The organism is Brevundimonas sp. ZS04, from assembly GCF_001956865.1.
In the GTDB taxonomy this organism is placed as follows: Bacteria; Pseudomonadota; Alphaproteobacteria; order Caulobacterales; family Caulobacteraceae; genus Brevundimonas; species Brevundimonas diminuta.
In genome coordinates this window covers 71456-96202 of the sequence record NZ_MTHE01000009.1, presented here as the reverse complement: position 1 = coordinate 96202, position 24747 = coordinate 71456, and the positions used below count along the sequence as shown (strand labels likewise).

The following is a 24747-nucleotide window of genomic DNA, read 5'->3' as shown; positions in this document are numbered from 1 at the left end:
CCAACGCCGCCTTCGGAGACCGGCCCCATGATCAGCAAGCGTCAGATCGTCGCCATGCTCGGCCTCGGCGCCGTCAGCCTGGCCGCATGCGCGCCTACTGTGAACATCAAGTTCAGCGAGCCGCTGCAGATCTACGCCAAGCTGGACGCCGACATCCGCATCAAGCTGGACCAGGAACTGCAGAACCTGCTCCGCGAAAACCCCAACCTGTTCTGATACGAAAGGGGGCTTTGACATGACTTACCGCAAACTCTTCGTGGCTGTGGCCGCTGTCGCTGCTCTGGGCGTCGCCGCCGGCGCCGCCGTGGCTCAGACCGCCTCGCAGAAGGCTCTGGTCGATCAGGCCAAGGCCGCCGGCGCGGCGGGCGAGCAGGCCGACGGCTACGTCGGCGTGCGCACCTCGGTCGACGGTCCTACCCAGGCCGCCATCAGCGCGACCAACGCCGGCCGCCGCCAGGCCTACGCCCGCAGCGCCGCCGACGCCGGCACCTCGGCCGAAGTGGCCGGCGCCCGGATGTTCGAGACCCAGCTGCTGCCGCGCATCAGCTCGGGCCAGTGGTACAAGAACGCCCAGGGCCAGTGGGTCCAGCGCTGAGCTGAGCCATGACATCGACCTCCAGAGGCGGGCGGCTGGTCCGGCTTCTGCGGTCGTTGCTCCTCGCCGTCGCCATATCGGCCGTCAGCACGCTTGGGCTGGCGGCCTATTGGCGTCTGATCGGCGGGGGCGAGATGAGCCTGCACGGCTGGATCGCCATGGGGTTGGGCGTGCTGGGCACGGTCGGCCTGGCCTGGGGGCTGATGGCCCTGGCCTTCCGCTCTGATCGCGACGGCTGGGACGATCAGGTCGACAATAGCTTCGACCCCGGCATCGAGAGCGCCGAGGACCGCAAGGACGACGACCTCTACTACTAAGGCTTCAGGCGGCGGCTTCCGCCTGGCCGGAGAGGGCGGGCAGGAACAGGCCGCGCGCCAGGGCGTCCACCACCGGCACGGCCACGGCGTCGCCCATCAGCTTCAGCGCCGCGCTTTCGCTGGCGGGCAGGCGATAGGCGTCGTCCACCCCCATCAGGCGGGCGGCCTCGCGCCCGGTCAGCCGACGCATGGCGACGCGGCCGCCGTCGACGATCACGACGTACTGGCGCGATGAACCGCCCGACGGCGTGCGCAGGCATCCGGCCAGACCGTCGAAGCGCATCTCCAGCCGTTGCAGCTTTTTCCCGTCCTTGGTTCGCACCCGGCGGAAGGCTGCGCCGACGCGCCGCTCGCCTGAGGCTTTGAGCGTCTCCAGCCGCGCCCGGTGCAGCGGCGACAGCATGGTCAGCAGGGTCTGCGTCTCCGCTTCGCTGAAACAGGGCGCCTCAGCTTCCAGAACGGCCGCCAGGTCGAGGTTGCGGCGCGGCGGAGCGGCCAGCCGCCACCAGGCCCAGTTCGCCTTCGCCGCTTCGGGCAGGCGCTCCCAGGCGGAGATCAGGCGCGAGGAATGGAAGGGTTGGGCGGGGGCGGGCAGGCGCGGCCCCTCGACGCCCCGCATGGCGATGATGAACAGGCGCGGGCGCGACTGCGGCAGCCACAGCCCGGCGTCGATTTCCAGCGCGCCGACCGTATAGCCCGCCTCGGCCATGGCACCGCACACAGCGGCGAAGTCCTGCCCCTCGCCCGAGGTCAGCAGGCCGACGACGTTCTCCAGCACGATGATGGGCGGGGCGCGGCCTTCGGCGTCCAAACCCTGCATCAGCTTCCAGAAGCCCCAGAAGGCGCCCGAGCGCTGGGCCTTCAGCCCGCCGCGCGCGCCCGCCAGACTGACGTCCTGACAGGGCGACGACGCCCAGCACAGGTCAGGCGCGCCTGGAACCTGATCCGGCGTCACCGCCCAGACGTCGGCGTGGATAAGCGAGGTCTCGGGATGGTTGGTGCGAAAGGCTCGGGCCTTGGCCGCGTCGATGTCATTGGCCAGGATGGTGCGGAAGCCTGTCAGTCCCAATCCCGCTAGTCCGCCGCCCGCGAAGAACTCGCAGGCCGTGAAGGGGGCGCCTGCGTTTGCTGCGGGGTCATGACGAATCGGCATGAGGGGACATTAACCCAGGCGAGCCGCTTTGGCGCCTGTCTTGACGGGGGGAAGGCAAACCGGGACTTTGGCCGCGAATTTTCAGAAAGGACCGCCATGCGCGTCGCCCTCCTCTCCGCCGCCGCCTTGTCCCTGATTCTGTCTTTGGCCCTGGCCGCCTGCTCGCAGCCCGCTGAAAAGGCGCCCGCGCCCGCCAAGGTCGAGCCGCGCGCCCTGGCGGGCGTCGATCTGGACCAGCCGGTGCGCGTGCTGGGAACCGAGCCCTTCTGGGCGGTGGAGATCAAGCCGGACGGCCTGACCTATTCCGGCGTCGACCGGGCCGAGCAGAAGGCCGCCAATCCCGGTCCGAGCTTGCAGGGCACGGTCGCCAGCTGGACCGCCAAGACCGAGGCCGGGACGGATCTGACCGTCACCCTGACGGCGACGGACTGCTCGGACGGCATGAGCGACCGCACCTATCCCCTGACCGCCAAGGTCGAGATCGGGGATGAGACCCTGACCGGCTGCGCCGCCGCCACGGCCGCCATCGAGAGGGCCGGGGAGAGCGGCCGCGTAGAGTAAGGCGAAGCTGGCGCCCGGCTTGCATTGAGCGCTGTTATGCGGCCGGGCTGTCCCCGGTCGGTTCACCGGCCAGGATGGTCCCATGACGCCCGTAGCGACGCCGATCGACATCCGTCCCCTGACTTCGCTCAGGTTCCTCGCGGCCCTGTGGGTCGTGGTCTATCTGATGTGGCCCAATCTGGCGGTCGGCGGCATGCCCGCCCTGGCGGCCAAGGGCTATCTGGGCGTCGAGCTCTTCTTCGTCCTGTCGGGCTTCATCCTCAGCCACGTCTATCTGCAGGCGTTCGGCGAGAAACGCTTCGGCTACAGGGGCTTCCTGTGGGCGCGCATCGCGCGGGTCTATCCGCTGCACCTGTTCACCCTCTTCGGCGTCATGGCTCTGGGGCTGGCGGCGACGGCGGCCGGCATGGCGATCGACGCCAGCATCCTCAGCTGGAAGACGCTGCTGCCCAACCTGCTGATGGTCCACGCCTGGGGGTTTGCGGGCGAGGCGGGCTGGAACCACCCGTCCTGGTCTATCTCGGCCGAGTGGTTCGCCTATCTGACCTTCCCCGTCTTCGCCGCCGCAGCGTGGAAGTTGCGGAACCGGCCGTGGCTGGCGACAGGGGCGGCGGCGCTGTTCCTTGCCGCCCTCTATGTCGGGTTTGAGCGCGTCGCCGGCTATCGCCTGACCGAGGCGACCTTCAAATGGGGCGCGCTGCGGATCGTGCCGTGCTTCGCCTACGGCTGCGCCCTCTACCTGGTCTATCGCCGGGCGCCCTTGCCGCGCGCGGGCCTGCTGGCCCTGGCGGCGGCGGTCGTGATGGCGCTCAGCGCCTCGCTGATGAGCTGGGACGGGATCACTGTCCTGTCCGGCGGTCTTCTGATCCTGGCCCTGGCCAGCATTCCCGCGGACAAGGCGGGCGTTCTCGGCTCCGCTCCCGCAGTCTATCTCGGCGAGATCAGCTATGCGGTCTATATGCTGTGCGCCCCGTGGCAGATCCTGGCGGTCAATGTCGCGGCGCGCCTGACCGGGGCGGAAGACAAACAGCTTCCTCTCGTATTGTGGCTGGCGGTCATCGCGGGCTTGATTGTCGCGGCGGCGATTGTTCACCAGCTGATCGAGCGCCCGGCCCGTCGTTTCCTGCGTGGATGGGCGGCGAAGCGGCGATCATCTGTGGATCAGCCGGGGAAACAGTCGGAAACAGTTCTTCAACATTCTGACCCTATCGTCTAAGGCTTGTCCGCGTTCAGTCGGGAGCACGCCAGATGATGAAACGGCTCACAGCCGCCGCCCTTGCGGCGACCCTTGGCTTCTTCGCCTTCAGCACGACCCCGGCTCAGGCCGGCGACCCCTATTGGCAGTGCGTGACCTTCGCGCGCATGTTCTCGGGGATTCAGATCTTCGGCGACGCCTGGACCTGGTGGCGTCAGGCCGTCAGCAAGTTCCGCACCGGCGACGCGCCTGAGACCGGCTCGGTGCTGGTGTTCCAGCCCCACGGCCGCATGAGCGCCGGCCACGTCGCCGTCGTCTCCGACGTCCTGACCGACCGCGTGATCCGCGTCACTCACGCCAATTGGGGCGGCAGCCGCGGCAAGGTCGAGGAAAACGTCACCGTCGTGGACGTCTCCTCCTCGGGCGACTGGAGCCGGGTGAAGGTCTGGTACAACCCGATCAACGATCTGGGCACGACCGTCTATCCGACCTACGGCTTCATCTACAACAACGCCCGCGACGCCTTCGCCAACGGCCGTCAGATGGCCGCCAACGCCGTCGCCGACGACCGCGCCGCCAACTAGTTTCTCAAGTCAAAAAGGGTCTGGCCCCGCCCGGCTGATCGGGCGATAGCTGGCGCATGACCGAAGCAAACGACATCCGCGGACACGAGATCGAGACGGCCAAGCATGAGCCGCAGGGCGTGACCTACGCCGGCTATCTGGCGCTCGACGACATCCTGTCCGCCCAGAAGCCGCGCTCCGACCAGCATGACGAAATGCTGTTCGTCATCATCCACCAGACCAAGGAACTGTGGCTCAAGCAGATCCTGCACGAGGTGGCGCTGGCGCAGACGCTGGTGCGCGCGGGCGATCTGGTGCCCGCCTACAAGAGCCTGGCCCGCGTCAGCCGCATCCAGTCGGTGATGACCCAGAGCTGGGACATCCTGGCCACCATGACGCCCGCCGACTACCTGAAGTTCCGCGGCGACCTGGGCGCCAGTTCGGGTTTCCAGAGCGACCAGTTCCGTCGTCTGGAGACCATGCTGGGCCTGAAAGACCCGCGCTTCCTGCGCTTCCACGCCGAACGCCCGGCCGCTCATGCGGCGCTGCAGGCGGCGCTGGAGGCGCCCAGCCTCTACGACGACGCCCTGCGTCAGCTGGCCAAGGCGGGCCTGCCGGTGCCGGAGGCCGTGCTCAACCGCGACGTCAGCCAGTCCTATGAGGCGAACGAGGGCGTCGAGGCCGCCTGGCTGGAAGTCTATCGCGATACTGAGCGCTGGTGGCCGCTGTACCAACTGGCCGAAAAGCTGGTCGATCTGGACGACGCCCTGCTGACGTGGCGGCACAAGCATGTGGTCACGGTCGAGCGCATCATCGGCCGTCGCCAGGGCACGGGCGGCACCGACGGCGTCGGCTATCTGGTCGAGACGCTGAAGCGCCGCTGCTTCCCCGAGCTGTGGTCGCTGCGCACCAAGCTGTGACGCTGGAAACCTTCGCCGCTGGCAGGGGTTTCTCTCTTGAGCAGCAACGGAGGTTTCCGATGAGCGGCAATAGCCACGACATCAAGACCCTCAACGGTTTGGTCGAGGGGCTGGTCGACAGCGCCGACGGCTATCATCAGGCGGCCGTGGAGGCGGCGGACGACGCTTATCGCACCTGGTTCGAGGCGCGGGCGGCCGAGCGGCGTCGCCTAGCCGAGGGGTTCAAGGCGGCGGTGCGCGAACGCGGCGGATCGCCTGAGGAAGACGGCTCCATTCTGGCCAAGGCCCAGCGGGCCTTCATGGATGTGAAGCACGCCCTGCTGCGCAACGACGCCTCAGTGCTCGGTATGGTCGAAAGCGGCGAGGATCAGCTGAAGATGCGCTTTGAGCGCGCGCTGTCGGATGACGCCCTGTCGGCGACGACCAAGGAGACCATCCGCCGCGCCTATGACGAGGTCCGGGCGGGGCGCGGCCAACTGAGCGCCCTGAAACAGGGACTGGCGGGCTAGAGGCGCTCAAGCAGCGAGCCGCCGCGCGGCGAGTGTTTGCGCACTAGAGGTCAGATACTAAAAAGCCCCGGCGTCTCCGCCGGGGCTCTTGATCTTCAGCGCGAAGCCGAAGCCTGAAATCAGGCCTCGTCGCCGGCCTTCTCGGCCGTGCCGGTGGCCGGGACGGCGACCTTGCGGGCCGTCTGGCGCTCGGCGATACGGGCCGACTTACCGCGACGGTCGCGCAGGTAGTACAGCTTGGCGCGACGGACGACGCCGCGACGCTTCACTTCGATGGAGTCGACGTTCGGCGACAGGATCGGGAAGCGACGCTCCACGCCTTCACCGAAGGAAATCTTGCGGACCGTGAAGGTCTCGTTGATGCCGCCGCCGTCACGGGCGATGCAGACGCCTTCGAACGCCTGGATGCGTTCGCGCTCGCCTTCCTTGATGCGCACGTTGACGCGCAGGGTGTCGCCCGGCTGGAATTCGGGGATGGTCTTGCCTTCGAGCAGGCGGGCTTTTTCTTCGGCAGCGAGCTGCTGGACGATGTTCATAGTGTCTCTCCGGAGCTTATTTGCTCTTTAGCTGTAAGTTGGCGAGATGCCGCTCCCAGAGATCCGGGCGCCGCTCCCGCGTGGTCTTTTCCCTTTGCTCCTGGCGCCATTTGGCGATCTTCTTGTGATCGCCTGACAACAGGATCTCGGGGATGTCGTGGCCCTCGAATGTCCGCGGTCGCGTGTACTGCGGATGCTCAAGCAGGTCGTCCTCGAAGCTCTCGGTGGACAGGCTTTCCGCCGCACCCAGAACCCCCGGAACCAACCGGACGCACGCCTCGATCGCCACCATGGCCGCCGCCTCGCCGCCGGCGAGCACCGCGTCCCCGACGGAGACCTCCTCGAACCCCCGGGCGTCGAGCACCCGTTGGTCCACCCCCTCGAAACGGCCGCACAGCACGACGATGCCGTCGGCCTTGGCCCATTCCGTCACTCGCGCCTGCGTCAGGGGTCGACCGCGTGCGCTCATGTACAAAAGCGGCCTAGGCGGGCCTTCCAGGCTGTCGAGAGCCCTGGCCACCACGTCCGCTTTCAGCACCTGCCCGGGACCGCCCCCCGCAGGGGTGTCGTCCAGGAAGCCGCGCTTATCTTCGGAAAACGCGCGAATGTCCAGCGTCTGCAACTCCCACAGCCCCTTCTCGCGCCAGGCGGCGCCGATCAGCGACACCCCCAGCGGTCCGGGAAAGGCCTCGGGGAACATGGTCAGGACGGTGGCGGTAAAGGGCATGGGCAGCCTCCTAGCCCTTCTCCCCTCGGGGGAGAAGGTGTCATGCGTCAGCATGACGGATGAGGGGGCGGGCGGATGAAGGCGAGACGTCAGCCGCGCGTGCGCTGAAACCTCCCCCTCATCCGAGCGCCTTCGGCGCCCGCCTTCTCCCCCGGAGGGGAGAAGGAAGACTTAGTTGGGCGCGCCGCCGCCCTTGGCGATCCAGGCGTCGACCAGGTCGCCCAGAACGTCCAGCGGCACGGCGCCCGATCCCAGGACCACGGTGTGGAAGTCCTTGATGTCGAACTTGTCGCCCAGCGCCGCCTCGGCCTTGGCGCGCAGTTCCTCGATCTTCAGCTCGCCGATCTTGTAGCTGGTCGCCTGGCCGGGGTTGGTGATGTAGCGCTCGACCTCCTTCTGGATGTCGCGCTCGGACAGCAGGGAGTTGTGGCGGAAGTAGTCCATCGCCTGCTCACGGCTCCAGCGCTTGGCGTGCAGGCCGGTGTCGGTCACCAGACGCACCGCGCGCCACAGCTCGGTCGAGAGGCGGCCGAAGTCGGAATAGGGATCCTGATAGAAGCCCATCTCCTTGCCCAGGCGCTCGGAATACAGGCCCCAGCCTTCGGAATAGGCGCCGTAACCGCCGAAGCGGCGGAAACTGGGCAGGTGCTCCATCTCCTGCGCATAGGCGATCTGGAAGTGGTGGCCCGGCGCGCCCTCGTGATAGCTGATGCCCTCGATCTGGGGCTTCAGCACCTGGGTCATGTCCGACAGGTTGACGTAGTAGATGCCGGGGCGCGAGCCGTCGGGCGCGGGCGAGTTGTAGAAGGCGATGGAGGCCGTCGCCTCACGGAACGGCTCGACCGCGCGGACCTCCAGCGGGGCCTTGGGCAGGTTGGAGAACCACTGCGGCGCCACGGCCATGACCTGGGCTACGAAGGCGCGGGCGTCGGTCAGATAGGCTTCCTTGCCTTCCGGCGTGTTCGGATACTGGAACTGCGGATCGGTTTTCAGGAAGGCGAAGAAGTCCTGCAGCGAGCCGGTGAAGCCGACCTGGGTCTTGATCGTCTCCATGTCGCGCTGGATGCGGGCGACCTCGTCCAGGCCGATTTGGTGAATCTGGTCGGCGGTCAGGTCGGTGGTGGTCGAGAGCTGCAGGCGCGCGTTGTAATAGGCCTCGCCCTGCGGCAGGCGCCAGACGCCCGCGTCGCTGTCGGCCTGGGTCTGCACCTGGCCGAGCGCCGCCAGAACCGTGTCGAAGCCGCGCTTGTAAGGGCCGGTCAGGGCCGTGCGGGCTGAGGCCAGCAGGCGGTCCTTGGTCGCTTGATCGGCGTCCAAGGCGGCGATCTTCTTCTGGAAGTCGGCCCAGACCGGGTTGTCGGCGGCGCCGTCGAACGGGGCGCCGGCGATCACCGCGCGGGTGTTGTCGATCGACGGCTCGAAGACGAAGCGCGGCGAGACCACGCCCTTGCCGGCGCGCGCCGTCAGGGTGTCGGCCACCTGGCCCATATAGCGCTCGGCGGCGTTCAGGCGGGCGACATAGGCCTCGGCGTCCGAGACGCTTGAGATGCGGTGGTTGTTGATGAGGAAGACCGGCAGGCTGGTCGTCGGGTTGCCGTTGGCGGCGAACTGGAAGCCCCAGTCGCGCCACTGGTTCGACAGGCGCGCCTGCTGCACCCCGTGTTCGAACAGGCGCCAGGATAGGCGGCTCTGCTCGCTCAGCTTGGCCGGGTCGAACTGGGCCTTCATTTGCGCCAGCTGGGCTTCTTGCAGGGCCAGCGAGCGTTCGGCGGCGGCGTCGGAGACGTCGTCCAGCTTGTCATAGTCGGTCTTGCGGCCCAGCGAGGTCATGCGCTGGGGGCTCAGCGCCACGCGCGCTTCGAAGGCCTGTTCGAAGAAGGCGTTGAGCCGGGCGTCTTCGTTTTGGGCCTGGGCGGTTGTCGAGGCCGGCGCGGCCCCCTCTGCCATTGCGGCGGGCGCGCCGGCGCAAAGCGCCAGGACGGCGGCGGATGAAATCAGAAGACGACGCATGAGAAAGACCCCCCTCGGTACAACAAGGGCGGCACTGTTCCCCGAAGCGCCGCCGCAGGCAAGCCGCGGCGGCCGGGGTTCTGTTGCGATCAGGCGCCGCGCAGGTCGGTGATCGTGCGGCCCGGCGCGATCTGCTCGGCGTCGGTGATCAGGTGGACCAGGGCGGGACGGCCGCTCGCCGACGCCTCGCGCGCCGCCGCCAAGGCCGCCGGGAAGTCGCCGGTCGTCTCGCAGCGTATGGCGAAGGCGCCGAAGGCCTCGGCGAACTTCACGAAGTCGGGGTTCTTCAGCTCCGTGGCGATGACGCGGGTCGGGTATTCCCGCTCCTGGTGCATGCGGATGGTGCCGAAGGTTCCGTTGTCCACGACCACGACAATGACGCCCAGCCCGTATTGGGCGGCGGTCGCCATCTCATTGGCGCTCATCATGAAGTCGCCGTCCCCGGCGATACAGACCACTTCGCGCGACGGATGGACCGCCTTGGCCCCCAGCGCCGCCGGATAGCCATAGCCCATGGCGCCCGAGGTCGGGGCCAGCTGGGTGCGGCGGGCCTGGTGGCGGTGGAAGCGGTGCAGCCAGGCGGCGAAGTTCCCCGCGCCGTTGGTCAGGATGGCGTCCTCGGGCAGGGCCTGCGCCAGATGGGCGATGACCTCGCTCATATTGACCGCGCTCTTGACCTCGATGGGCGAGGAGAAGGCGAGGAAGTCTGCATGGGCCGCCGCGCCCTGTTCGGTCCAGACGCGGCTCGGCTCGACGGTCGACAGGGCCAGGGCCGCCAGCGAATTGTCCGCCGCCGCCGACAGGGCGGGCGCCCAGACGCGGCCCAACTCTTCCGGCCCCGGATGGATGTGGATCAGGGTTTCGGCCGTCTTCGTCTGGTCCAGCAGGGTGTAGCCCTGGGTCGGGTTCTCGCCCATGCGCGCGCCGATCACCAGCAGCAGGTCGGCGTCCTTGACCCGCGCCACCAGCTTGGGGTTGGGCCCCAGGCCGAGGTCGCCCGCATAGCCGGGGTGGTCGTTGCGGATCAGATCCTTGCGGCGGAAGGACAGGGCGACCGGCAGGCCCAGGCGTTCGGCCCAGCCGGAGATCGCGTCCGTCGCCTCATCGCTCCAGCCGGAACCGCCCAGAATCAGCATGGGGCGTTCGGCGCGCGACAGGCGCTCGCGCACCTGTTCGACGAAGGCCGGGTCCAGGGCCGCCCTGGCCGGGACGACGGGGCGGATGGGCGAGGGGCCGCCGTCCTCGTGCAGGATGTTCTCGGGCAAGGCGACGACCACCGGCCCCATGCGGCCCTGCTGGGCGGTGGCGAAGGCGCGCTCGACCACCTCTACCGTGCGCTCCGGACTCTCGATCTCGGTCGCCCACTTGGCCAGACCGCCGAAGACTTCGCGGTAGTCGACTTCCTGGAAGGCGCCCCGGCCGCGGTCGGTCAGGGCGATCTGACCGACGAACAGGATCATCGGCGTCGAATCCTGGTGCGCCGTATGCACGCCGATCGAGGCGTGGGTGGCGCCCGGCCCGCGCGTGACCATGCAGACGCCGGGGCGGCCGGTCAGCTTGCCGTAGGCCTCGGCCATGTTGGCGGCGCCGGCCTCGTGGCGGCAGACGATGACCTCGATCTGATCTCGCACGTCAGCCAGGGCGTCGAGCACGGCGAGATAGCTCTCGCCCGGCACGCAGAAGACCTTGTCGACCCCGTTCATCACCAGGGTTTCGACCAAACGGCGGGCGGCGGTTCCGGAAGCTTGCGTCATGCTTTCGCCGTTAGCAGATTGAAGGATGAATTGGCCATGCAACCTTATGGTCAAGCTTCACGTTGAAGCGCCAAATCGATCCACGGGGATGTCATCATGCGCAAGCTCATCGTTCTCGGCGTCATCGCCGCCGCCCTGACCACCGCCGCCTGCAACACAGTGTCGGGCATCGGCCGCGACCTGTCCGCCGCCGGTCAGGCCGTCACCTCGGGCTCGGAGCGCGCCAAGAGCTGACGTCAGGCGAAGGCGCGAGGCGTTGCCTTGTTTTGCCTTTTCGCCACAAATCCGCAGACGAAGTCCGTCATTCTGACGGCGCAATCGGAGGAATTGAGATGGGACTTCTGGACAATATCCTGGGCGGCCTCGGCGATGACGCCGCCGGCGGCCTGGCCGACCTGCTGAAGGGGCAGGGCGGCGTGGCGGGCCTGGCCGAAAAGTTCGGTCAGAACGGCCTGGGCGACGTGGCGGCCTCGTGGATCGGCAAGGGCGGCAACGCCGCGATCTCGCCGGAACAGATCGCCGCCGTCATCGGCTCGGGCCCGATCGCAGACTTCGCCCAGAAGCTGGGCATTTCGCCGGAACAGGCCAGCGAGACCCTGGCGGGCCTGCTGCCGGAAGCGGTCGATCGCCTGACGCCGGGCGGCTCCGTCGACGGCGCCGACGACATGCTGGGCGGCCTGCTCGACAACCTGCCGGGCGGCCTCGGCGGCGCGCTGGGCGGCCTGTTCAAGCGCTAAGGCTTGGCGCTAGGCTTCGGCCTCATAGGTGACGCCCGTCAGATAAAGCCCGTCTGACGGCGCCACCGGGCCGCACCGCGCGCGGTCCCTGGCTTCGAGCGCATCGGCCAGGTCGGCAGGGCGCCAGCGACCCAGGCCGACCTCGGCGATGCTGCCCGCCATCGAGCGCACCTGCCGATGCAGGAAGCTGCGCGCCTCGAACACCAGATGCACCTCTTCGCCGACGCGGGAGACGCGGGCCACGTCCAGCGTCTTGATCGGACTGGCCGACTGACAGGCGGCGTCGCGGAAGGTGGTGAAGTCGTGCAGTCCGATCAGGGCCTGCGCCGCCGCATGCATGGCTTCGGCGTCCAGCGGCTTCCTGACGTGCCAGACCCGGCCTCGATCCAGCGCCGGACGGCCGGGCCGGTTCAGGATGCGATACAGGTATTTGCGTCCATTGGCGGTGAAGCGGGCGTGCCAGTCGTCGCTGACCGGCGTGCAGTCCAGCACCGCCACGGCCTCCTTCACCATATGGGCGTTCAGGGCGTCCATCACCGTCTGCGCCGGCCAGTCGCGCTCCAGATCGACGTGGCAGGTCTGGCCCGTGGCGTGGACGCCTGTGTCGGTGCGCCCGGCGGCGGCGATCCGCACGGCCTGGCCGCTGAAGGCGGTGATCGCCGTCTCGATGGCGCCCTGCACGGTCGGCTGGCCGAGCTGGGCCTGAAAACCGTTGTAGGCCGAGCCGTCGTATTCAACCGTGAAACGATACCGGGGCATTAGCCTTGGGGGCCGCGATCAGAAGGCTCCGCCTTCTCGACCTGACGCGGCCCGTCCAGCATGGCGCCGGCTGGAACCGGAAAGCCCCGCAGCATCTCGTCGGCCGGTTGCGCCGCCTTGCCGGGGCGCTGCACGCGGGTCAGGCGCACGGCGCCGGTTCCGCAGGCGATCGTCAGGGCGTCGTCCAGCACCTGACCGGGCGTCCCCTGTCCTTCGGCCAGAACCGACATCAGGGCCTTGATGCGGACGGGCTCGCCGTCAGCCTCGACCTCGAACCAGGCGCCGGGGAAGGGCGACAGGCCGCGGATGTGGGCGTCCACCTCTGCGGCCGGGCGGGTCCAGTCGATACGCGCCTCGGCCGAAGTGATCTTCTTGGCGTAGGTCGGCTCGCCCGCCTGCTGCGTCTCGGTGAAGCCGCCGCGCTCGATGGCGGCCAGCGCGCGGGGCCACAGGGCGGCGCCGACATGGGCCATGCGGTCGCCCAGAGAGGCGGCCGTGTCGTCGGCGTGGATGTCCATCAGTTCGGACAGGATGATGGCGCCTTCGTCCAGCCCCTCGCTCATCCGCATGATCTGGGCGCCGGTCTGGCGGTCCCCGGCCATGATGGCGCGCTGGATCGGGGCGGCCCCGCGCCAGCGCGGCAGCAGCGAGCCGTGCAGGTTGAAGCAGCCCAGACGCGGCGCCTCCAGCACTTCAGGCTTCAGGATCTGGCCGTAGGCGACGACGCAGGCCGCGTCGAGGTCCAGGCTCTTGAAGACGTCGATGGCCTCCGGCGACTTCATGCTCTCAGGCGTGAAGACCGGCAGGCCCATGGCCTCGGCGAAGGCGTGAACCGGCGACGGCGTCAGCTTCTGACCCCGGCCCTTGGGGCGCGGCGGTTGCGAATAGACGGCGACGATCTCGTGCCCCGAGGCGATCAACTCGGCCAGGGACGGCACGGCGAAGTCGGGGGTTCCCATGAAGGCTAGGCGCATGGGCAGGCCTTTAGACCGTGGGGCCGATTACATCCAGCGGGTATAGACGCCGCCGCCCTCGTCCCACTCGCCGCCCGCGTCCAGGGCGTCGTCGAAATCGAGCAGACGATCGATGACCAGACCGGCCACCACGCCGACGGCGGCGACGGCCAGCAAGGTCGCGACGCTGGCGACGCCGACCTTTTCGTTGCGGGTCAGGCGGCGACGGCCGCGCTGGTCGATGATGCGGGTCTTGCGAGCCATCAGGCGGCCATCCTCGCGTGTTTCTTGACCTTGGAGACCGCCCGGTCGCGACGCAGGCGCGACAGGTGGTCAATGAACAGGACGCCGTTCAGGTGGTCCAGCTCGTGCTGGAAGCAGACGGCGTACAGGCCCTCGATCTCTTCCTCGATCGTCTCGCCCTGATAGTTCATGTAGCGCACGCGCACACGGGCGGGGCGCTCGACCGAGTCGTAATAGGTCGGCACCGACAGGCAGCCTTCCTCGTAGGAAAACATCTCTTCGGACGACCACAGGATTTCCGGGTTGACGAAGAAGCGCGGGTTGCGGCGCTCCAGCGCCTCTTCCTCGGTCTGCGGCTCGTCAGAGGCGCCCTCGACCGGCTTGTCGCCCAGGTCCATGACGACCACGCGGGTCAACTCGCCGATCTGGGGTGCGGCCAGGCCGATGCCCGGCGCGTCATACATCGTCTCCAGCATGTCATCCATGAGGGCGCGCACGGCGTCGGTGACGCCGCCTTCGACGGGCGCGGCGACGGTCTTCAGGATCGCCAGATCGGCGGCGTTATCGATAGTCAGGATACGACGAATGGCCATGCGGGGGAGGTAGGGCCGCCGCCCCCGAACGTCAAGAATTACCGACCGTGGCGCTCGGACTTCTCGGCCGGCTTCAGGCGGGCGGCACTTCGCGCGGCTTGCGCTCCTGGTCGATGGCCACATAGGTGAAGACGCCCTCGGTCACGCGGACCGACTGGGCCTCGGCCTGGCCGCGGGCGCGCTTCCACGCCTCGACATGGACGCGGATCGACGTGCGGCCCGTGCGGATGATCTTGGCGTAGATGGAGACTTCGTCGCCGACCGACACCGGCTGGTGGAAGACCATGCCGTCGAGGGCCACGGTGGCGCAGCGGCCGCCCGCGCGCTCGAACGCCGGGGTCGCCCCGGCCAGGTCCATCTGCGCCAGCAGCCAGCCGCCGAAGATGTCGCCCTCCGGGTTGGTGTCGGCGGGCATGGCGATGACGCGGCCGACGGGCTGGCCCTCGGGCAGGGTGGCGGCGGTTTTGTCGACGTCGGACACGGATGACCTCTTGGGCGGCTCTATCGAGGTCGGTTCATGCGCTGGTGCGCGGTCAGGTGCAAGTCATTCTCGATAGCCTAGTTTGGGACGGCCGCTTTCAGCCTTGTCACGGCGCGGACCAGTTCGGCTTCGTCCAGGCTGGCGAAACCGATGCGGAAGGCGTTGCGGCCTGGGCCGGGCTGGAGTTGAAGCTGGCCGCCGTGCGTCAGGATCAGGCCGGATCGCTCGGCCTCGGCGGCCCAGGCGGCGGCGTCGATGTCCGGGTTCACGCGCAGCCACAGCGCCAGCCCGCCCGCCGGCTTGTCGAAGGCGACCGCATCGCCCAGCCGGGCGGCGATCTCGGCGCACAATAGATCGCGGCGCCGTTCATAGATCTTGCGCGCCTTGCGGGCGTGGCGGCCCAACTCGCCGTCGTCGATCAGCCGCGCCAGCGCTCGTTCCAGCGGCAGGTCGCCCTGACGGTCGATGGCCTCGCGTCGCGCGGTCATGGCCTGGATCAGGTCCGGCGCGCCTGTCGCATAGCCGATGCGGACCACGGGCGAGAGCAGTTTGGACACCGAACCGATATGGATGATGCGGTTCCCGTCCTGGCCCTGGCTCCTGCCTAGGGCGCGGGCGGCCAGGGGCAGGACCGGGCGGCCCTCGAAGCGGTATTCATGGTCATAGTCGTCCTCGATCAGGATCAGGCCGTGGCGACGCGCCATCTCCAGCAGGCGCAGACGTCGTCCGGCGCCCAGGGTGACGGTGGTCGGGAACTGATGATGGGGCGTGACATAGACGGCGCGGATGGTCGGGTCGCGGGCGAGCAGCGCCTCCAGACGCTCGACGTCCAGGCCTTGAGCATCGACCGGGGCGCTGACCACCCTGGCCCCGGCCGCGCGAAACGCCTTCCACGCCAGCGGATAGCCGGGATCTTCGACGGCGACGGCGTCGCCGGGATTCAGGACGGCGGCGGCCAGAAACAGGGCCATCTGGCTGCCGCGCGTGACCAGGATGTCGTCTGCGCCGATCGTCAGGCCGCGCTCGGTCGACAGATAGCGGGCCAACGCCGTCCGCAACGAGGGCGCGCCGCGCGGGTCGCCGTATCCGGGCAGCGCCTTCAGTTCGGCGCCGGTCAGCGAGCGGCGGAAGGCCCTGGCCAACTCCAGCCCCGGCATCAGGCGCGCATCGGGGGCCCCGTCCGAGAACTGCATCGGCGGCGGCGCGGGCCGGGTCTGCGGCAGGGGCGAGGCGAGGCGCGCGGCGGCGGGCCGGACGCCCCAGTTCTGCGTACCCAGATCGGGCAGGTCGCGGGCGACGAAGGTGCCGCGCGACGCCTCGGCCGTCAGCCAGCCCTGCAGCACCAACTCCTGATAGGCGGCGTCGACGGTGTTGCGATGGATGCCCAGGGCGCCGGCCAGGGCGCGGGTGCCGGGCAGGCGGTCGCCGGGCTTCAGCCGACCGCGCTCGATCTCACGGATCACCGACCCCGCCAGATTGATGAACAGGGGCCGGGCGGGGTCTTCGATCAGTTCAATGACGACGGCGCTGCGTCCCATGATCCGGCCTACCAGGTTTCAGGAAAGCGGCTCTTATGACAGGGCCGATAGGCCGGGTATCCCACGCGCACTCCCAGGCAGCAACACCGCTGCGGGAACAGAAACAAGGGATAGGGTCATGGTCGAGAAAGCCGTTTTCTATCACGCAGGCTGCACCGTCTGCGTCGACGCCGAGCAGCGCTTCGCCGGCGCGCTGAATCCTGCGGCCTATGAGGTCGAGGTCGTTCATCTGGGCGAGACGCCTCAGCGTCTGGACGAGGCCGAGGCGGCGGGCGTGAAGTCCGTTCCGGCCATCGTCCTCGGCGACGCCGTCTATCACATCAACCATGGCGCGGACCTTTCCGCCCTGCGTTGATGCTGTTCTATCCGGCTTCTGTCCCCCGAAGCCGGATTGCTTGGCGGGTCGGCGATCCCTCCTCACCGGCCGACCCGCCGCTTTTTCTTGTCTGACGGAGACAGCATGACTTCCGACCTGGCGACGCGGGCTCTGGACCCGCAACTGGCCCAAGCCCTGATGCTGGAGCGCCAGCGCCAGCAGGACAGCATCGAGCTGATCGCATCCGAGAACATCGTCAGCGCCGCCGTGCGCCAGGCGCAGGGTTCCGTCCTGACCAATAAATACGCCGAGGGTTATCCCGGCCGCCGCTACTACGGCGGGTGCGAGGCGGTCGACATCGCCGAGAAGCTGGCCATCGAGCGCGCCTGCACCCTGTTCGACACGGCCTACGCCAACGTCCAGCCGCACTCGGGCGTCAACGCCAACCTGGCCGTGCTGTTCGCCCTCATCAAACCGGGCGACCGCATCATGGGGCTGGACCTGGCCTGCGGCGGCCACCTGACGCACGGCTCGCCCGTCAGCCTGTCGGGGCAGTGGTTCGAGGTCAGCGCCTATCGGGTGCGCGAAGACGACGACCTGATCGACTATGACGACATGGAGAAGCGCGTCCTGCAGGATCGGCCGCGCCTGATCTATGCGGGCGGCTCGGCCTATCCGCGCCGCATCGACTTCGCCCGGATGCGTCAGATCGCGGACAAGGTCGGCGCCTATCTGGTGGCCGACGTGGCCCACTACGCCGGGCTGATCGCGGCGGGCCTCTATCCCAATCCGACGCCGCACGCCCATGTCACCACCTCGACCACGCACAAGACTCTGCGCGGTCCGCGCGGCGGCCTGATCCTGTGCAACGATCCGGAACTGGCGCGGCGCATCGACAAGGCGGTCTTCCCCGGCACCCAGGGCGGGCCGCTGATGCACGTCATCGCCGGCAAGGCGGCGGCCTTCCACGAGGCGCTGCAACCGGACTTTGTCGAATACTCCAAGACGGTGATCGAGAACGCCCGCGCGTTGGGCCAGACGCTGGCGGACGGGGGGCTGCGCCTCGTGTCGGGCGGGACGGACTGCCACTTGGTGTTGGTCGACCTGCGTCCCTTCGGCCTGACCGGCAAGGCGGCGGTCGAGGCGCTGGAGGATCACGGCCTGATCGCCAACAAGAACTCGGTCCCCTATGACACGGCCTCGCCCATGGTGACGTCGGGGCTGCGGCTGGGCTCGCCGTCCTCGACCTCGCGCGGCTTCGACGCCGAGGCGTTCCGCACGGTCGGCGGCATGATCCTGACCATCCTCAAGGGGCTGCGCGACGGCGATCTCGACAGCGCGGCGGTGAAGGCGCAGGGAAGGGAGCTGACGCGGGCCTATCCGATCGCCGGACCGGCGCTGACGCCCGCTTAAGGAGGTTCCGAACGCGCGTGCGGATCATCTCGATTCAAAGCCAGGTCGTCTACGGCCACGTCGGCAACAGCGCGGCGGTCCAGCCGATGCAGGCCATGGGGCTGGAGGTGGCGGCGGTGCCGACCACCTTGCTGTCCAATCACCCGCACTATCCCACCATGCGCGGCCGGATTCTGGAGACGGAACTGGTCGCCGACCTGCTGCTGGGGGTCGAGGAGCGCGACCTGCCGATGACGGCCGGGGCGGTGGTCACGGGCTATATGGGCTCGGCCGCCAATGCGGCGGCGACGGCGGGCTTCTTGCGTCGCTGGAAGGCGAGGAACCCCGCCCTGCTGCACATCTGCGACCCGGTGATCGGCGACGATGATCTGGGCGTCTTCGTCGCCGAGGGCCTGATCGAACAGTTCCGCGATGAACTGACGCCGATGGCCGATATCATCACCCCCAACCAGTTCGAACTGGGCCGACTGGTCGGCGAACGGCCCGATACGGTCGAGGGCGTGATCGAGGCGGCGCGCATCTTGAACGCGCGCGGCACGGGCCGGACGGTGGTGACCGGCTGCGTCCTGACCGACACGGCGCCGGGCGAGGTCGAGACGGTGGCGGTCGAGGGCGGCGGCGCCCATCGCGTCTCTATCCCCCGCATCCCGATCCGGCCCAGCGGCACCGGCGATCTGTTCACCGCCTATCTGACCGGCTGGCTGATGCGCGGCGAGGGACTGGCTGAGGCGGCCGCCCGCGCCACCGCCGGAGTCCAGACCGTTCTGCTGCGGACCCAGGCGGCGGGCGTCTTCAAGATGCGCCTGACCGAGGGCTGAAAGCCCTCAGCCGAAGCCGGCGACGGCGGCGATCACCCGGTCCTGCACCGCCTCGTCCAGATAGGCGCTCATCGGCAGGCTGATGACCCGTTCCGCCTTGGCCTCGGTCACGGCCAGACCGCCGGGTCCGACCGGATGCTGGCGATAGGCGGGCTGGCGGTGCAGGGGGATCGGATAATAGACGGCGGTCGGCACGCCCTCAGCCTTCAGATGGGCGGCCAGGGCGTCGCGGTCGTCATGCTCGACGGTGAACTGGGCCCAGACCGAACGGCCGCCGGGAATGACCGCCGGCGTCGCCGCCACATGACCGGCCAGCCCCTGCACATAGCGGTCGGCAATGCGGTTGCGGCGCTCGATCTCGTCCGGGAAGATCTTCAGCTTCTCCAGCAGGACGGCGGCCTGCAGCGTGTCCAGCCGCCCGTTCATGCCCAGGCGCGGGTTTAGATATTTGGGGTCGTGATTGAAGCCCTGCGCCGCCGCATCCGCCGCCGTCGCCTGACCGTGGACGCGTAAGGACACGAGGTGATCCATCAGCGCGTCGTCCTTCATCAGCACCGCCCCGCCGTCGCCATAGGCGCCCAGAGGCTTGGCCGGGAAAAAGCTCAACGTCGTGGCGTCGGCCCAATGGATCGGGTGCCGACCGTTCAGGGTGCAGCCGAACCCCTGCGCCGAATCCGCGATCAGCTTCAGCCCGTGTTTCTGCGCGATGTCCGACAGGACGGGATAGTCGGCGGGCTGGCCGAACAGGTCCACGGCGATGACGGCGCGGGGCGTCAGCACGCCTTCGCGCTCGACCGCCTCGACGGCGGCGCGCAGGTGGTCGGGGTCGATTGTCCAGGTGTCGGGGCGGATGTCGACGAAGACGGGCGTGGCGCCCGCCAGCGCCACCACCTCGGCCGTGGCGGCGAAGGTGAAGGCGGGGCAGAAGACGGCGTCGCCCGGCCCCACGCCCCACGCCATCATCAACAGCACCAGCGCATCCGTCCCGTTGGAGCAGGACAGGGCGTGCGGCGCCTGGCCGAAGTCGCACAGGGCCTGTTCAAAGGCGCCGACCGCCGGACCCATGATGTACTGGCCGCTGGCCGCAATCTCCATCAGGGCGGCGTCGATGGTCGCGCCGATGCGGCGGCGCTGGCTGAGAAGATCGATGAAGGGAATGGACACGCGGTTACTCCGGGGAGGGGAGGAAAATTAGGCCAGACCGGGCCAGTAGTGGGCGTTCGGCGTCGGGCGCGGGCCGAAGATGGCCTGTCCGACCCGCACCACGGTCGCGCCTTCGCGCACGGCCAGTTCGTAGTCGCCGGTCATGCCCATCGACAGGCCGGTGATGCGCGCATCGATGCGCTCGGCCCTGTCGCGCAGGGACCGCAACAGGGTGAAGCAGGGCCGCACCCGGTCGGTATCGTCGCTGAACACCGCCAGCGTCATCAGCCCCTGCGGCTTCAGCCGGGGGAAGGCTTCCAGCCGTTCGATGAAGTCCAGCGCGTCGTCGGGATGCAGGCCGAACTTGCTCTCCTCGCCCGAGGTGTTGACCTGGACATAGACCTTCATGTCGCGCCCGTCGGTCTCCAGCCGCTTGTTCAGAACCTCGGCCAGCTTGAGGCTGTCCAGCGCATGAAACTCGTCGGCCAGACGGGTCAGGTATTTGACCTTGTTCGATTGCAGGTGGCCGACGACGTGCCAGCGCATCGACAGGTCGGCCATGGCCTGGGCCTTGTCGCGGGCCTCCTGCAGCTTGTTCTCGCCGAAGTCGGTGACGCCCGCCGCCCAGGCCAGACGCAGGATCTCGGCCGGCACCGTCTTGGTGATGGGCAACAGGCGCACGCTGTCGATCGGCCGCCCCACCTGTTCGCAGGCGGCGGCGATGCGGCGATGGACCAACGCCAGATTGGCGGCGAACCGCTCGCGCGGATCAGGCCCGAAGCGTGCGAGGTTTTCAGGTGAAAGGGTCACGAAACATACTCCCGACACAGGCGACGGCCCAGCCGCGCGATGACTTCATAGTCGATGGTCGCGCCTTCCAGCGCCAATTGCTCCGGCGGGCGGTTCGGGCCCAGAAGCTCGACGTGATCGCCCGGCTTCAACGCATCGGGCGGCAGGGCGCTGACGTCCACGACCAGACTGTCCATCGAGATGCGGCCGACGAAGGGCAGCAACCGCCCCTCGAACGCGGCGGCGCCGGTGGCCGACAACCGACGCGGCCAGCCGTCGGCATAACCCACGCCGATGGTCGCCAGACGCATTCCCTTGGCCGCCGTGACGGCCCAGCCGTAGCCGACGCCCGCGCCCGCAGGCACGGCGCGGGTCTGGATGACGCGGCCCGTCACCTCGACCACCGGCTGCATGGCCTTGGCCGAGGGCGAGGCGTCCAGTCCGAACAGGGCCGCCCCGAGGCGGCACAGGTCATAGTGATAGTCTTGGCCCAGCCAGCACCCGGCCGAGTTGGCCAGCGAGCGAGCAACGCCCTGCGGCGCGTGGGCCAATATGCGCTCGAAGGCCTGACGCTGGCGTCCATTGCCTGCGTGGCCAGGCGTGTCGGCGACGGCCAGGTGGCTGAGGATCAGGCGCGGTTCGATCCAGCGGATCGGGCCCTCCGGGTCGAAGGCCCATGCGGCGTCCTCTAGCGGCAGGCCCAGCCGCGACATGCCGGTGTCGAACTGGATCGCCGCCGCCAGCGGCCGCCCGACGGCCCGGCCCAGGCGGGCCCAGCCCTCCATCTGCTCGCGGCTGTTCAGCACCGGGATCGCTCCGGCGGCCAGGGCGGCGTATTCGGCGCCCGGCGCCAAACCGTTCAGCACGAACAGTTCGGCGTCGGCGGGCAGGACGCGGCGCAGGGCCACCGCCTCGAATAGATGGGCGACGAAGAAGGCCCGGCACCCGGCGTCATAGAGGGCGGGCGCGATGCGGGCCGCGCCCAGACCATAGGCGTCGGCCTTGACCACGGCGGCGCAGGCGGCGGGGGCGACCTGGTCGCACATGGCGCGATAGTTGGCGGCGACGGCGCCGAGAGACACGCGAATCCGGCCGCCGCCGTGGTCGGATCGGCGGCCCGGCTGGTCGGTCGGGAACAGGGCGAGGGCAGGCAAGGGACGGAAGCTTTCATGGCGTCGGCTGACCGCCGACATCCGCACCCTAGGCCGCCGCATCCCGGCCATTCCCCGCCACGTCGGCGCGGATCGTCAGACCGCTTTGTAAGCGTCGATCACGCGGGGAACAGCTTCGCCAGCCGGTCGACGGCGGCGTCGATCTCGGTCGGGGTCGAGGCGGCGAAGCCCATCAGCCAGCCGGGGCGGCCCGCGCCCGCGTCGTGCAGGGGCGTCAGGCCGGTCAGGTGGACGCCGACGCGCCGGGCCGCGCGCACCGTCTCGGCCTCGTCAAAGCCGTCCTTCAGGAAGCAGGGCATCTGCAGCCCTCCGACGGGCCGGTCGGGCGTGAGGACGTGGGGAAGGCGCGCCGTCACCGCCGCCTCCAGCGCGTCCAGCCGTTCCGCATAGACGCCGCGCATGGTGCGGACATAGGCGCCGAACCGGCCGTCCTCGATGAAGCGGGCCAGCGTCAGCTGCGCCACTGAGGCGGTGAAGCCGTCCATCAGGCTGCGCGCCGCGACCATCGGCTCGACCAGCGGGCGCGGCAGGATCAGATAGGCCAGCCTCAGGCCCGGAAACAGCGACTTGGTGAAGGTGCCCAGATACAGGGTCCGGTCATGCGGGTCCAAGCCCTGAACGCAGGCCGTCGGCCGCCCGGCGTAGTGGAACTCGCTGTCGTAATCGTCTTCCAGAATCCAGGCGTCATGCTCGGCCGCCCACTGGATCAGGGCCAGCCGTCGGTCCAGCGACAGGGTGCGCCCGGTCGGAAACTGGTGCGAGGGGGTGACGAAAACCGCCCGTCCGTCCTTGGGGCTCGCCAGCAGGTCGTCGGTCCGCAGCCCCTGTGCGTCGACCGCCACGGGCAACCGCTTCAGCCCCGCCGCATCCAGCGCCTTGGCGGCGCCCTGATAGGCCGGGTCTTCGATGAAGACGCCGTCGCCCGGATCGGCCAGCACCCGCGCGCACAGGGACAGGGCCTGCTGCGAACTGGTCAGGACCAGGATTTGGTCGGGATCGGCGCGCGCCCCGCGTTCCAGGTTCACATAGCCGGCGATGGCGCGGCGCAGGCGCGGATGGCCCTGCGGGTCGCCGTGGTGCAGGGCGGCGGCGCCTTCCTCGCGCAGGGTCAGGCGGTGCAGCCGGTCCCACTGGGTGAAGGGAAACAGCCGCGTCTCCGGCACGCCGGGCGAAAAGGCCAGCGGGGCGTAGGGATCGCGCAGACCTCCGCTGTCGGCCATCGCCTGCCCGCGCTTGCTGAGCGTCGGCGCCGTCGCCGGTAGCAGGGCCGGGCGGCGGCCCGCCGGGCGCAGCACCCCGCGCTTCAGACCCAGTTCGGTCAGCTCGCAGACGAAGCTGCCGCTGCCGACGCGGCGCTCGATGAAGCCCTCGGCGTGAAGCTGGGCATAGGCCGTCTCGACCGTATCGCGCGACACGCCCAGCGACCGGGCCAGCGTCCGCGATGACGGCAGGGGCCGCCCCGCCGTCAGCGACCGTTCGACGATCAACTGGCGCACGGCGCGCTGGATGCGGGCGTGCAGGGGCAGGCCGGACTGGGCCGGGTGGTCCATGAAGGCCTGAACGGATTCCAGCTGGGCGCGCTTCAACAATGGTCTGCAGGTTCTTTCCAAAGTGGCTGGAATGATCCGGCCAATACAGCGTTAGGTGTCACGCCCCCGGCGGGATGGCAATATCGCCGCCCGTCCTGTGATGGGATGTGATGTCATGGGCGCTTTCGACTTCGCCGACTTCTTCAGCCGCGATCTGGATGATCTGAAGCAGGAGGGCCGGTATCGCGTCTTCGCCGATCTGGAGCGGCTGTCGAAGGGCGCGCCCTACGCCTGGGATCATCGGCGCGAGCGGACCATCACCATCTGGTGCTCGAACGACTATCTGTCGATGGGCGTCCACCCCGAGGTGGTCGAGGCGGCGCAAGCCGCGATCCGTACTTATGGCGCAGGCGCGGGCGGCACGCGCAACATCTCGGGCACCAGCCACGAACACGTCCTGCTGGAGCGCGATCTGGCCGATCTGCACGGCAAGGAGGCGGCGCTGCTGTTCACCTCCGGCTATGCGGCCAATGACGCGGCCCTGTCGACGCTGGCCTCGCGCCTGCCGGGGGCGGTGATCTTTTCCGACGCCCTGAACCACGCCTCCATGATCGAGGGCATGCGGCGCTCGGGCGTGGAGAAGCACATTTTCGCCCACAACGACTGGCGCGATCTGGACCGGCTGATGAGCGGGGTCTGCCGCTATCGGCCCAAGCTGGTCTGTTTCGAGAGCTGCTATTCGATGGACGGCGATTTCGCCCCCATCGCCGCGATCTGCGACGTGGCCGAAAAGCACGGCGCTTTCACTTATCTGGACGAGGTTCACGCCGTGGGCCTGTACGGCGCGCGCGGCGCGGGCGTGGCCGAGCGCGACGGCCAGTCGCACCGCATCAGCATGATTCAGGGCACCCTCAGCAAGGGGTTTGGCGCCATGGGCGGCTATGTGGCGGGCGATGCGGCGGCGGTGGACTTCGTGCGCAGCCACGCGCCGGGCTTCATCTTCAGCACGGCCCTGCCGCCCTCGGTCGTGGCCGGGGTGCGGGCGGCGCTGCGACATCTGAAAGCCGACGGCGCGCCGCGTCGGACGCTGGCCGCGCGCGCCGCCTCGATCAAGGCGGGGATGCAGCGGCTGGGTCTGCCGGTCCTGCCCAGCCCCAGCCATATCCTGCCGGTGATGATCGGCGACGCGGCCACGGCGCGGGCGGTGACGGACGCCCTGATGGATGAGCACGGCGTCTATATCCAGCCGGTCAACTTCCCCACCGTGCCGCGCGGGACCGAGCGGCTGCGCGTCACGCCGACGCCGCTGCACAACGACGACGACGAGGAGCATCTGCTGGAGGCTCTGGCCGTCGTCTGGGCTGACAACGCTGACTGGCGCCGGTTCGCGGCTCTGGGGCGGCGCCAGTTGGAAGCGGCCTGA

General features: G+C 69.0%; 29 protein-coding genes. 14 read left to right on the top strand and 15 right to left on the bottom strand.

Features of this window, described 5'->3' with window-relative positions; genetic code table 11:
* The first annotated feature begins 27 nt into the window (after window positions 1–27).
* The 3 genes from BJP32_RS12370 to BJP32_RS12360 are packed head-to-tail and all read left to right on the top strand — an operon-like array spanning window position 28 to window position 912.
* On the top strand, window positions 28–216 hold the full coding sequence (locus tag BJP32_RS12370; protein ID WP_040346241.1) for a YnbE family lipoprotein: 189 nt from the start codon (window positions 28–30) through the stop codon (window positions 214–216).
* A gap of 19 nt (window positions 217–235) precedes the next feature.
* The gene (locus tag BJP32_RS12365; RefSeq protein ID WP_046652354.1) at window positions 236–595 is read left to right on the top strand and encodes a YdbL family protein; all 360 of its coding nucleotides are present in this window, start codon (window positions 236–238) and stop codon (window positions 593–595) included.
* 8 nt (window positions 596–603) lie between these two features.
* Window positions 604–912, top strand: coding sequence for a hypothetical protein (locus BJP32_RS12360; RefSeq protein WP_040346239.1), 309 nt, complete (start codon window positions 604–606; stop codon window positions 910–912).
* A 4-nt stretch (window positions 913–916) separates the two neighbouring features.
* Here BJP32_RS12360 and BJP32_RS12355 read toward each other — a convergent pair whose 3' ends face one another.
* Window positions 917–2065, bottom strand: coding sequence for a DNA cytosine methyltransferase (locus tag BJP32_RS12355; protein WP_046652353.1), 1149 nt, complete (start codon window positions 2063–2065; stop codon window positions 917–919).
* Between the two features lie 96 nt (window positions 2066–2161).
* Between BJP32_RS12355 and BJP32_RS12350 the strand changes: the two genes are divergently transcribed.
* From BJP32_RS12350 to BJP32_RS12330, 5 genes are all read left to right on the top strand, one after another.
* On the top strand, window positions 2162–2626 hold the full coding sequence (locus BJP32_RS12350) for a COG3650 family protein (protein WP_046652352.1): 465 nt from the start codon (window positions 2162–2164) through the stop codon (window positions 2624–2626).
* A gap of 82 nt (window positions 2627–2708) precedes the next feature.
* Entirely contained in the window at window positions 2709–3842 is a 1134-nt protein-coding gene (locus BJP32_RS12345; protein ID WP_046652350.1) for an acyltransferase, read from the top strand.
* A gap of 32 nt (window positions 3843–3874) precedes the next feature.
* Complete coding sequence (locus tag BJP32_RS12340) at window positions 3875–4405, top strand: CHAP domain-containing protein (RefSeq protein WP_046652349.1); 531 nt, start codon at window positions 3875–3877, stop codon at window positions 4403–4405.
* A gap of 56 nt (window positions 4406–4461) precedes the next feature.
* Entirely contained in the window at window positions 4462–5304 is an 843-nt protein-coding gene (locus tag BJP32_RS12335) for a tryptophan 2,3-dioxygenase (RefSeq protein WP_076224348.1), read from the top strand.
* Between the two features lie 59 nt (window positions 5305–5363).
* Window positions 5364–5813: a PA2169 family four-helix-bundle protein gene (locus tag BJP32_RS12330; protein ID WP_046652346.1), complete on the top strand. Its 450-nt coding sequence runs from the start codon at window positions 5364–5366 to the stop codon at window positions 5811–5813.
* A gap of 119 nt (window positions 5814–5932) precedes the next feature.
* On the opposite strand, the gene rplS is transcribed toward BJP32_RS12330, so the two are convergent.
* The 4 genes from rplS to BJP32_RS12310 all read right to left on the bottom strand — a co-directional run bounded on the left by rplS (window position 5933) and on the right by BJP32_RS12310 (window position 10840).
* Window positions 5933–6349 (bottom strand): 50S ribosomal protein L19, encoded by a 417-nt coding sequence (gene rplS, locus BJP32_RS12325; protein ID WP_003166211.1) that lies wholly within the window; start codon window positions 6347–6349, stop codon window positions 5933–5935.
* Between the two features lie 16 nt (window positions 6350–6365).
* Window positions 6366–7076, bottom strand: coding sequence for a tRNA (guanosine(37)-N1)-methyltransferase TrmD (gene trmD / locus BJP32_RS12320; protein ID WP_046652345.1), 711 nt, complete (start codon window positions 7074–7076; stop codon window positions 6366–6368).
* 171 nt (window positions 7077–7247) lie between these two features.
* Window positions 7248–9086: a DUF885 family protein gene (locus tag BJP32_RS12315; RefSeq protein ID WP_046652343.1), complete on the bottom strand. Its 1839-nt coding sequence runs from the start codon at window positions 9084–9086 to the stop codon at window positions 7248–7250.
* 89 nt (window positions 9087–9175) lie between these two features.
* Window positions 9176–10840, bottom strand: coding sequence for a thiamine pyrophosphate-binding protein (locus BJP32_RS12310; RefSeq protein WP_076224346.1), 1665 nt, complete (start codon window positions 10838–10840; stop codon window positions 9176–9178).
* 96 nt (window positions 10841–10936) lie between these two features.
* On the opposite strand from BJP32_RS12310, the gene BJP32_RS12305 reads away from it, so the two are divergent.
* Entirely contained in the window at window positions 10937–11074 is a 138-nt protein-coding gene (locus BJP32_RS12305; RefSeq protein ID WP_003166208.1) for an entericidin A/B family lipoprotein, read from the top strand.
* Between the two features lie 32 nt (window positions 11075–11106).
* Complete coding sequence (locus tag BJP32_RS12300) at window positions 11107–11577, top strand: YidB family protein (RefSeq protein ID WP_223850615.1); 471 nt, start codon at window positions 11107–11109, stop codon at window positions 11575–11577.
* A gap of 9 nt (window positions 11578–11586) precedes the next feature.
* Here the strand turns inward: BJP32_RS12300 and truA are convergent, their stop codons facing one another.
* The 6 genes from truA to BJP32_RS12270 all read right to left on the bottom strand — a co-directional run bounded on the left by truA (window position 11587) and on the right by BJP32_RS12270 (window position 16144).
* Window positions 11587–12336: a tRNA pseudouridine(38-40) synthase TruA gene (truA, locus tag BJP32_RS12295; RefSeq protein ID WP_076224344.1), complete on the bottom strand. Its 750-nt coding sequence runs from the start codon at window positions 12334–12336 to the stop codon at window positions 11587–11589.
* Window positions 12336–13310: a methionyl-tRNA formyltransferase gene (gene fmt, locus BJP32_RS12290; RefSeq protein WP_003166204.1), complete on the bottom strand. Its 975-nt coding sequence runs from the start codon at window positions 13308–13310 to the stop codon at window positions 12336–12338. The genes truA and fmt overlap by 1 nt, the downstream gene beginning before the upstream one ends.
* Window positions 13311–13337: 27 nt before the next feature.
* Window positions 13338–13553 (bottom strand): hypothetical protein, encoded by a 216-nt coding sequence (locus tag BJP32_RS12285; RefSeq protein ID WP_003166203.1) that lies wholly within the window; start codon window positions 13551–13553, stop codon window positions 13338–13340.
* A complete protein-coding gene (def, locus tag BJP32_RS12280; RefSeq protein WP_003166200.1) occupies window positions 13553–14125 on the bottom strand; it encodes a peptide deformylase in 573 nt (190 codons plus the stop codon). Before def ends, BJP32_RS12285 begins: the two co-directional genes overlap by 1 nt.
* A gap of 73 nt (window positions 14126–14198) precedes the next feature.
* The gene (locus tag BJP32_RS12275) at window positions 14199–14606 is read right to left on the bottom strand and encodes an acyl-CoA thioesterase (RefSeq protein ID WP_003166199.1); all 408 of its coding nucleotides are present in this window, start codon (window positions 14604–14606) and stop codon (window positions 14199–14201) included.
* A gap of 77 nt (window positions 14607–14683) precedes the next feature.
* Window positions 14684–16144 (bottom strand): PLP-dependent aminotransferase family protein, encoded by a 1461-nt coding sequence (locus BJP32_RS12270; RefSeq protein ID WP_076224343.1) that lies wholly within the window; start codon window positions 16142–16144, stop codon window positions 14684–14686.
* Window positions 16145–16262: 118 nt separating this feature from the next.
* Here BJP32_RS12270 and BJP32_RS12265 point away from each other — a divergent pair, with 118 nt between their 5' ends.
* The 3 genes from BJP32_RS12265 to pdxY all read left to right on the top strand — a co-directional run bounded on the left by BJP32_RS12265 (window position 16263) and on the right by pdxY (window position 18691).
* Window positions 16263–16499 carry a thioredoxin gene (locus BJP32_RS12265; protein WP_076224341.1) on the top strand — a complete coding sequence of 79 codons (237 nt, stop codon included), beginning with the start codon at window positions 16263–16265 and terminating at the stop codon, window positions 16497–16499.
* A gap of 105 nt (window positions 16500–16604) precedes the next feature.
* Window positions 16605–17873 carry a serine hydroxymethyltransferase gene (glyA, locus tag BJP32_RS12260; RefSeq protein WP_076224340.1) on the top strand — a complete coding sequence of 423 codons (1269 nt, stop codon included), beginning with the start codon at window positions 16605–16607 and terminating at the stop codon, window positions 17871–17873.
* Between the two features lie 17 nt (window positions 17874–17890).
* Window positions 17891–18691, top strand: a complete 801-nt coding sequence (gene pdxY / locus BJP32_RS12255; protein WP_076224338.1) for a pyridoxal kinase — start codon at window positions 17891–17893, stop codon at window positions 18689–18691.
* Between the two features lie 6 nt (window positions 18692–18697).
* Here the strand turns inward: pdxY and BJP32_RS12250 are convergent, their stop codons facing one another.
* The 4 genes from BJP32_RS12250 to BJP32_RS12235 all read right to left on the bottom strand — a co-directional run bounded on the left by BJP32_RS12250 (window position 18698) and on the right by BJP32_RS12235 (window position 23381).
* A complete protein-coding gene (locus tag BJP32_RS12250) occupies window positions 18698–19855 on the bottom strand; it encodes a DegT/DnrJ/EryC1/StrS aminotransferase family protein (RefSeq protein ID WP_076224337.1) in 1158 nt (385 codons plus the stop codon).
* Between the two features lie 27 nt (window positions 19856–19882).
* Window positions 19883–20644 carry a YggS family pyridoxal phosphate-dependent enzyme gene (locus BJP32_RS12245; RefSeq protein ID WP_083673987.1) on the bottom strand — a complete coding sequence of 254 codons (762 nt, stop codon included), beginning with the start codon at window positions 20642–20644 and terminating at the stop codon, window positions 19883–19885.
* On the bottom strand, window positions 20641–21777 hold the full coding sequence (gene alr, locus BJP32_RS12240; RefSeq protein ID WP_233126831.1) for an alanine racemase: 1137 nt from the start codon (window positions 21775–21777) through the stop codon (window positions 20641–20643). The genes BJP32_RS12245 and alr overlap by 4 nt, the downstream gene beginning before the upstream one ends.
* 116 nt (window positions 21778–21893) lie before the next feature.
* On the bottom strand, window positions 21894–23381 hold the full coding sequence (locus BJP32_RS12235; protein WP_233126830.1) for a PLP-dependent aminotransferase family protein: 1488 nt from the start codon (window positions 23379–23381) through the stop codon (window positions 21894–21896).
* 118 nt (window positions 23382–23499) lie between these two features.
* Here BJP32_RS12235 and hemA point away from each other — a divergent pair, with 118 nt between their 5' ends.
* On the top strand, window positions 23500–24747 hold the full coding sequence (gene hemA, locus BJP32_RS12230; RefSeq protein ID WP_046652326.1) for a 5-aminolevulinate synthase: 1248 nt from the start codon (window positions 23500–23502) through the stop codon (window positions 24745–24747).